Origin of the sequence: Flavobacterium sp. ZB4R12 (assembly GCF_048276375.1) — a bacterium.
In the GTDB taxonomy this organism is placed as follows: Bacteria; Bacteroidota; Bacteroidia; order Flavobacteriales; family Flavobacteriaceae; genus Flavobacterium; species Flavobacterium gawalongense.
This window is the reverse complement of record NZ_JBLNKS010000025.1, coordinates 22,368-31,127: the sequence shown is the minus strand read 5'-3', so window position 1 is coordinate 31,127 and position 8,760 is coordinate 22,368. Positions and strand designations below refer to the sequence as shown.

Genomic DNA, 8,760 nt, shown 5'->3' with positions numbered 1-8,760 from the left:
ATTTCAGCCTTTGCAAAATCTTTCAAAATTCCACATATTTCCTTTGATGCTAAGAATCATACTTTTGATAAAGAGTATCACGTACAGCACATTAACAGTATTGCTGAACGATTTGATCTTATGGTAAACCGAGTCTTGAAAGGTGTTTCTACAAAATATTTGCAAGGATATGCCAATTGGTTCAAAGAATTAGAAGTGCTAAAAAACGATAAAAGTAAAAACGAATTGTCTATGGATGATTTATTAAAAAGCAATCATACTTGGGATGTATTTATAAACATTGAAAATCAATATGAGAAATTCATCAATACATATTCTTCCAGAACATACAGATGCCCAGTAAAAAGAGTTAGAAAATCTCAAAATTGGACAAAAGATGTATTAAACAAATACGCAACTTATTAAATATAACAAAATTATTTCAACAACATTCTTTTAGACTACAGCCAAAAATATTAACAATGAAAATCTTAACAAAAATTATCTTTATTATTTTCTTATCAATATTTATATTTTCTTGCAACAAAAAACAAGAAACAAAAATAATCACAAGACATATTAAAGTAAAAGATAGCACTAAAGAAAAATCAGATAGCATTCCAAATAAATTTGACTGTTATGATGGTTCTCAAACGGAAATGAATGTTTGCTCAGCAAATGAATTAATCTACTATGATAGTATTTTAAATGTTAGATATAAATATTTAATAAAAAAAATAGATACAGAAATCAAAGACGATTATGAAAATTATAATTTAAGATTAAAAACAAGTATAATAAATTCACAAAAAAACTGGATAATTTCTAAAGAAAAAAATAGAGAGGTATTTGATATTGAATATGAAGGAGGCTCTATTTTACCTTTAGCTAAAAACACACAAACTATTAGAGATACAAAAGAAAGAATAATATTCCTTGAATATTTTATACATGAAGATTAAAAGACAACTAAAAAACGGTCGTCTTTTTTTTATCTTAGCAATACCTTAACAATTGTTATACCCCAATTAATATTCTGTTTAGTGAAATTTGCATTTCTTCATTTAGAAAATTCAAACAATGATTATAAAGAAAATTATTCCCTTTCTTGTTGTATTATTATCTTCTCTTTCTTCTTTTTCTCAAGACACGAGCTTTAGCGATCAGGCGAAGCAAAAATTTACCCTTAGCGGAACTATTATTGACGCCAACAGCAATGAAACTTTAATTGGTGTTAACATTGTTATCCCAGAATTAAAAACAGGTGTAACTACCAATGAATATGGATTCTACTCTATTACTGTTCCAAAAAGAAATTACACTGTTCAAATAACCTATTTAGGATATCAAACCATAGAAGAATCGATAAATTTAGACCAAAACATAAAAAATAATTTTAAATTAATAAGCAATGAAACTGTTTTAAAAGAAGTGGTCATCATTGATACTAAAACCAAAATTGACATTCGGAAACCTGAGATGAGCGTTAATAAACTCTCTATTTCGGCTATTAAGAAAATGCCGGTTGTACTCGGCGAAGTTGATGTTCTCAAATCTATTTTATTGCTTCCAGGAGTTACTAATGCTGGCGAAGGCGCATCCGGTTTTAATGTACGTGGCGGTGGTGCAGACCAGAATTTAATTCTGTTGGACGAAGCAACCATATTTAATTCCTCACATGTTTTTGGCTTTTTCTCAGTTTTCAACCCCGATGCGATAAAGGATTTAAAGCTATACAAAGGTGGAATTCCAGCTCGTTTTGGCGGAAGGGCTTCTTCGGTTTTAGACATTTATCAAAAAGACGGTAACAGTAAAGGATTCAACGTAAATGGAGGAATCGGATTAATCTCGAGTAGAATTTTGGTCGAAGGACCAATAGTAAAAGACAAAGGTTCTTTCCTTATTGGTGGAAGAAGTTCGTATGCCCATTTATTTTTAAAACTCTCTGAAGAACAAAAAAACAACTCCGCTTACTTTTATGATTTGAATACCAAGTTGAGTTATAAATTGAACCCAAATAACAATCTGTATTTGTCGGGATATTTTGGAAGAGACGTTTTTAGCCTGAATAAAAGCTTCACTAATATTTATGGAAACTCCACTTTAAACTTGCGTTGGAATCATTTATTTTCAGATAAATTATTTTCGAATTTATCGCTAATCTACAGCGACTATTATTATGGATTGGATTTGGATTTTGTAGGTTTCAAATGGGATTCCGGCATCAAGAATTACAATATCAAATACGATTTCAAGAATTATATTTCAAATAAATTCAAATTGAATTACGGCGTAAGCGCTATTTATTACGATTTTAATCCGGGAACTATAAAACCATCTGATGTAGATTCCGGAATTAATTTTGATCAATTGGATAAAAAACACGCTTTCGAACCTGCCCTATACATCAATGGAGATCATGAAATTTCGAATAAAATTTCTCTTTCTTATGGTTTACGATACAGTATATTTTACCGTTTAGGACAATCTACCGTAAATATTTATGAGAATGACAATCCGGTAACTTTCAATCCGGATTTACAGATTTATGAAAAAGCGACGCCTATTGGAACTAAATTTTATGAGAAAAATAAAGTGATTGAAAGCTTCAATAATTTAGAACCACGTTTTTCTTTTGCCTATCAAATCAACGATGACCAATCTGTAAAAGCCAGCTACAACCGAATGGTCCAATATCTACAATTGATTTCCAATACTTCCTCTCCTACTCCGCTTGATGTCTGGACGCCAAGTGATAATTTCATCAAGCCCCAAATTGCAGATCAAGTGGCTTTGGGCTACTTTAAAAATCTTAAAGATGGCGTCTATTCCTTAGAAGTTGAAACGTATTATAAAAAAGTAAAAAACAGATTGGATTATATCGATGGTGCTAATTTGATTGCGAATAAAGCGATTGAACAAGTGATTTTGAATGGTGAATTAAGATCCTACGGTTTGGAAATAATGTTCCGAAAAAACGAAGGTAAATTTAACGGCTGGATTTCCTATACTTTATCTAAATCTGAACAACAAACTCCGGGAAGAACATCTATTGAAACAGGAATTAATAATGGAAATTGGTACAACTCTGTTTATGATAAATTGCACAATATTACCATCACCACTTCCTATAATTCAAACGAGAAATGGTCTTTTGGAGCTAATTTTGCGTTACAAACCGGGCAACCCGTAACCTATCCGACAGGACAATACGAATACCTTGGAATAGCCGTTCCCAGTTATGATTTAAGAAACGAAAACCGGCTTCCGGCTTACCATCATCTCGACATTGCTGCAACATTAACCCCACGCAAAAATAATGACAGAAACTGGAAAGGAGAATGGGTTTTTAGTATTTACAATTTGTACAATAGAAAAAATGCAGCTTCAATCAATTTTAGACAAAATATGGATACCGGTACTAATGAGGCCGTAAAAACTTCCATTTTTGGTATTGTTCCTGCGATTAGTTATAACTTCAAATTTTAATTATATGAAAAAAACAACACTATTTTTAGCAATTATAGCAGCATTATTTTTCAACAGTTGTGAGGATGTTATTCCGTTAGATTTGAACACTGCACTGCCAAAACTGGTTATAGAAGCTTCCATAAATTGGAAAAAAGGAACCGCTGGAAATCAACAAAAAATAAAATTAACTACAACGACAGATTACTACAGTACCATAATTCCAAAAATTTCCGGAGCCACTATTTATATTAAAAACAGTTCCAATATCATTTTTAATTTTGCCGAATCTGCTAATAAAGGGGAATACATTTGCACTAATTTTATTCCTGTCATAAACGAATCCTACACTTTAACTGTTATTAGTGATGGTGCAACTTACACTGCCTCCGAAACATTAAAATCAGTAGCACCAATAACTGAAACTACTCAAAATAACGAAGGAGGCTTTACCGGAAAAAACATAGAAATCAAATCCTATTATACAGATCCTGCGAACGAACCTAATTATTATTTATACAAATACATCTATTCCAATCAGGTAAAATCTAATTTTTATGTAGATGAAGATGAGTTTTTTGACGGAAATAAATTCTTTAGCATTTCCCAAAATGACGATTTAAAAGCGGGCAACGCAATAGAAGTCAGCCATTACGGAATTTCAAAAGCCTATTACAATTACCTCCGCGTTTTAGTAAGCATCGCAGGAAATAATGGCGGCGGACCGTTTCAATCTCCTCCGGCAACAGTAAGAGGAAACATCATCAACAACACAAATTCAGCTAATTTTCCTTTGGGTTATTTTTCTCTTAGTGAAGTCGATATTAAAAATTACACGATACAATAAGGAGCAAAAACCAGCTATACATTACAAACAAAACAGGCTCTAAACAGTTTTCTAGCTAGTATAAGGAGCTTCCTTTGGTCGCTCTTCTACTAGCACAAAACTAAAGTTTGGAACCTATTTTGTTTTTCATTTCTATCTGGGCTAAAAAATCACGAATTACAAATTACGAATTATGAATCACTATCTTTGCATTAGTAATTTTCAATTCGTAATTCATAATTAACCATGTCCTCACATCACATCGTTCGCGACGACCAAGAACCTGCCTTAATAATTGCCAATGGCGCATCCTGTAATCCAGAATTATTAGGACAATTATTAGAATGGTCTCCTTTGGTAATTGTTTTAGATTCGGCTATAGAAAGAGTCATGCAATTAGACATAAAAGTAGATGTTCTTTTAGGTGATTTCGATAGAGGATTTGATCCTGAAGAATATCAAACTTCACAATATCCTATTGAGATTATTCATACTCCAGACCAAAATAAAACCGATTTAGAGAAAGCATTTGATTATTTAATTCATCGAAAAATCCCGGCCGTAAATGTCGTTTGGGCAACAGGAAAAAGAGCCGATCATACCATTACCAATCTTACAAACATTGTTCGATACCGCAATCTATTGAAAATTGTAATTTTAGACGACCATTCAAAAATATTTTTGTTGCCGAACAAATTCGAAAAATGGTATACTGCCAATACCCCAATTTCGTTAATTCCCATCGGTCATGTTACCGGAATTCATTCAGATAATTTATATTATCCTTTAAAAGACGATAGTCTAACCATTGGCTACAGAACCGGAAGCAGCAATCATGTCATCAAAGACGGCATAGTCACAATTGAACACAGTGAAGGCGATTTATTACTGATGGAATGCATCGATTAGTGACTAAAAATCTATTTATAATCTCTTCCTTTAATTTGACAAGAAGAGATTGACTATCTTTGCGCGGAAATGGAAAAAATAAAACCAAAAACGATTACCGAAAAGACCAATTTGCATCCTAGAAATCTGGATCGATTTGGATATGATTTTGAACAATTAATCAAAAATTGTCCTGAATTAAAGAATTTTGTTGCTGTCAATGAGCACCATATAAAAACTCTTGACTTTAGTAATCCCGAAGCGGTAAAATCGCTAAACAAAGCCCTACTGGTAACTCATTATGATATACAGGATTGGGACATTCCTAAAAACTACCTTTGCCCACCCATTCCTGGCAGAGCTGATTACATTCATTATATAGCTGATTTATTGGCTTCCACTAATAACGGAATCATCCCGGAAGGCGAAACCGTTCAAGGTTTGGATATTGGTATTGGTGCCAATTGCATTTACCCAATAATAGGTAATTCTGCTTACGGATGGAGTTTTGTGGGAACCGATATCGATTTAAAAGCAATTGAAAACTGCAGTAAAATCATCGAATCCAATCCAAAATTAATCGATGCCATTAGTTTACAACAACAAACAGAAGCACGTTTTATTTTTAAAAACATAATTACACCCGAAGACAAATTTACTTTCACAATATGCAATCCGCCTTTTCATGCCTCACAGCAAGAGGCTACTAAAAGCACGTTGAGAAAAATCAATAATTTAGAGCAAACAAAAACCACAAAACCTGTTTTAAATTTTGGGGGTCATAATGCTGAATTATGGTGTGAAGGTGGCGAATTAGGTTTCGTAACCCAAATGATTTACGAAAGTGCCAAATACCCAATGCAATGCTTATGGTTCACTACATTGGTTTCAAAAAAAGAAAATCTTTCCAGTCTTTATAAAACCTTAAACAAAGTAAGTGCTGTTGAAGTAAAAACGATTGATATGGCTCAAGGCCAAAAAACGAGCCGCATCGTAGCTTGGACTTTTTTGAGTGAAGCACAGCAAAAAGCTTGGAAGTTTTAGAAATAAAAATATTTCGTTAAGGTCTTGAAATACTACCACAAAATCATTCCAAACAGTAGTGCTTTCCAACCTTTTTCTTTATTTATAAGAATTATTTATTTAAAGGAATTATAACGAAAAAGGTATGATTATTAAATCAATAATTAAACTTCTAAAAATTTAGTTTTCTAAAAAAAATATACAACTATTCCTAAGTAGTTGTATTTCTTTATATTTTTAAGCCAAAAAACACGTTTTAACATATAATTATGTAAATTTGTGGCTCTTCGCCAAAAGTAGTGGAATTCAAAAAAAACATTAATTTACCAATGAATAAATTTCGTAATTATCGCAAAATATCCTTTAAAAATAAGTGTTTATTTAAAGTTTAATTTCCATTCCTAAACGACCTAACTTAGTTTTCCACTACTTTTGGCGAAGAACCAAATTCATTTGTTTATGAAATCTTAAATAATCTAAAAAATATTCTTTTGCGGTTCATAAAACCATTAGCAAAAAAAACACTAATACTTAAACACAAGAATACCACTACTATCCTTTTTTATTGTAATTTATTCGTATTCAATAAAAATTATATGCTCATCAAAAATTTGCATTGAAAAGAATCAACTAATCCTAACTAAATTGTGAAAAGGCAAATACTACATACCGATACACTAGATGACTCCACCCTTTGGAGCAACCTAAAAAAAGGTAATGAAAAGGCTTTTTCAACACTTTTTAAAAAGCATTATGCTCATTTAGTACGTTATGGAAATTCGTTTATTCCTTTTCCTGAAAAAGTGCAAGACTGCGTACAAGATGTTTTTACAGATATTTGGGTTTATAGAAATAAACTAAATGAAGATGTGGTAGTAAAAGCCTATTTATTGTCAAGTGTTCGTAAACGTATTGCGCGATTACAAGAACGAGATCATATTTTTCGCCTAAGCACTTCAATGGATTCTGTTAAATTTCTGTTTGATTTCTCCATAGAACATCACCTCATTGCCGATGAGACAACCGCGGCCAAAGTCTCACATCTCAATCGACTAATTAATGATTTGCCTTCTCGACAAAAAGAGGCCTTGTATCTACGTTACAACCAAGACCTCACTGTAGACCAAATTGCAAATATGCTTGAAGTCAACTATCAATCGGCAAATAATCTTTTACACCGTGCTTTATTGAGTCTGCGCAAAGAGTGGAAAGGAAACATTTTACTAATTTTACTACTGTTTCAAAGTGTTTTTTAGTTTTTTTAAAAATAAATTTAAAAAATTCATAATTTAATGAGTATCAAATAAAAAAACTGTCCTTTATATAATTGTAATCCATTTTTTTGATGCAACAACGTAACAATTATACAGAGATAGAACACTTTTTAGCCGATGAATCATTCCAATTATGGGTCTGTTTCAAAGACGACCAACAAGACTGGGAAGAATGGACTTTAGAGAATTCCTGTCGTGCCAAATTAGTTGAAGAAGCGCGACTATGGTTGTTAGCAATGAAAGTTCCTAATACCAACCTATCAACTGAGGACGTTCAATATGCCTTGGAAGCTACTTGGGAAAAAATTGAAAGAGCAGAAGAAAATAAAAATGGAACAAGCAGACCAATAATAAAACTTTGGAGAAATAATTGGTTTAGTGGAGTTGCGGCCGTTTTGATTTTAAGTCTTTTATCCGGTTGGCTTTACAACCACTATATTGCTCCTGAAAATTCAGTGCTTACCTACAATGAACTAATCAATAAAAATGAGGAGGGTCTAGTTGAACAAACTAATAATTCTGACAAACCTCAGATAATAACCTTATCCGATGGCAGTTCCGTATTGCTACAACCCAATAGTAAGTTGAGTTACCCTAAAATCTTTGTTGGGAATGAACGAAAAGTTTACCTATCCGGTGAAGGCTTTTTTGAAATCAGTAAAAACCCGAAAAAACCATTTTTTGTCTTTGCTAATGAAATTGTTACTAAAGTAGTAGGAACAAGTTTTAGAATAAAAGCATACGCTAATCAGCCAAATGTAGAAGTGGTGGTTCGTACTGGTAAAGTAAAGGTAAGATCCAACCAATTAATTGCAAACTCAAAAGATGAATTGATTGTTCTATTACCGAATCAAGCCCTACGATTCGTACGTCAAAATCTAACTTTTAATAAAATTACGGACATAACTCAAGATGAATCTTTAAGTCATTCAGCAAGTAATATAGAACAATTGGGATTTGAATTTACAGATATTCCTGTTGCTCAAATTTTTAAAACAATTGAGCAAGCTTATTTGGTAAAAATTGATTTTCCTCAAGCAAAATTAAAAGACTGTTATCTCACCACATCTTTAAGTGACCAGCCGCTACCGGAAAAACTCAAAATTATTTGTAAAAGTCTTGGGAACAATACCAGTTATGAAATGAATGGAAATCAAATTATTATTATATCAGATGGATGCAACTAACTTTATTTTGCCTATGAATTAAAGCACATAAACGAAAAAGCGCCGAAAATGCTGTAACATTCCCGACGCCTTGAATTAAATCAATTACCTCTCTGTAAAGAGTAATTGGTCCGTT

General features: G+C 32.3%; 7 protein-coding genes and 1 pseudogene. All 8 read left to right on the top strand.

What is annotated here, in order from left to right:
• Positions 1 to 405 (top strand): annotated as a pseudogene (locus ACNO7W_RS15525) (hypothetical protein); the annotation flags it as partial.
• A 56-nt stretch (positions 406 to 461) separates the two neighbouring features.
• On the top strand, positions 462 to 941 hold the full coding sequence (locus ACNO7W_RS15520; protein WP_143388731.1) for a lysozyme inhibitor LprI family protein: 480 nt from the start codon (positions 462 to 464) through the stop codon (positions 939 to 941).
• 118 nt (positions 942 to 1,059) lie between these two features.
• Entirely contained in the window at positions 1,060 to 3,468 is a 2,409-nt protein-coding gene (locus tag ACNO7W_RS15515; protein ID WP_417938810.1) for a TonB-dependent receptor, read from the top strand.
• Positions 3,469 to 3,472: 4 nt separating this feature from the next.
• The gene (locus ACNO7W_RS15510; protein WP_417938809.1) at positions 3,473 to 4,294 is read left to right on the top strand and encodes a DUF4249 domain-containing protein; all 822 of its coding nucleotides are present in this window, start codon (positions 3,473 to 3,475) and stop codon (positions 4,292 to 4,294) included.
• Between the two features lie 225 nt (positions 4,295 to 4,519).
• Positions 4,520 to 5,182: a thiamine diphosphokinase gene (locus ACNO7W_RS15505; RefSeq protein WP_417938808.1), complete on the top strand. Its 663-nt coding sequence runs from the start codon at positions 4,520 to 4,522 to the stop codon at positions 5,180 to 5,182.
• Positions 5,183 to 5,251: 69 nt separating this feature from the next.
• On the top strand, positions 5,252 to 6,205 hold the full coding sequence (gene rlmF, locus ACNO7W_RS15500) for a 23S rRNA (adenine(1618)-N(6))-methyltransferase RlmF (RefSeq protein ID WP_417938807.1): 954 nt from the start codon (positions 5,252 to 5,254) through the stop codon (positions 6,203 to 6,205).
• Between the two features lie 626 nt (positions 6,206 to 6,831).
• Positions 6,832 to 7,440 (top strand): RNA polymerase sigma factor, encoded by a 609-nt coding sequence (locus ACNO7W_RS15495; RefSeq protein ID WP_143388726.1) that lies wholly within the window; start codon positions 6,832 to 6,834, stop codon positions 7,438 to 7,440.
• Between the two features lie 89 nt (positions 7,441 to 7,529).
• Entirely contained in the window at positions 7,530 to 8,645 is a 1,116-nt protein-coding gene (locus ACNO7W_RS15490) for a FecR family protein (protein ID WP_417938806.1), read from the top strand.
• Positions 8,646 to 8,760: the final 115 nt, after the last annotated feature.

Excerpts from the sequence above, each read along its gene's own strand:
- ACNO7W_RS15505 (WP_417938808.1), top strand. The coding sequence starts at position 4,520 with ATGTCCTCACATCACATCGTTCGCGACGACCAAGAACCTGCCTTAATA.
- rlmF (WP_417938807.1), top strand. The coding sequence starts at position 5,252 with ATGGAAAAAATAAAACCAAAAACGATTACCGAAAAGACCAATTTGCAT.
- ACNO7W_RS15510 (WP_417938809.1), top strand. The coding sequence starts at position 3,473 with ATGAAAAAAACAACACTATTTTTAGCAATTATAGCAGCATTATTTTTC.
- ACNO7W_RS15520 (WP_143388731.1), top strand. The coding sequence starts at position 462 with ATGAAAATCTTAACAAAAATTATCTTTATTATTTTCTTATCAATATTT.
- ACNO7W_RS15515 (WP_417938810.1), top strand. The coding sequence starts at position 1,060 with ATGATTATAAAGAAAATTATTCCCTTTCTTGTTGTATTATTATCTTCT.
- ACNO7W_RS15490 (WP_417938806.1), top strand. The coding sequence starts at position 7,530 with ATGCAACAACGTAACAATTATACAGAGATAGAACACTTTTTAGCCGAT.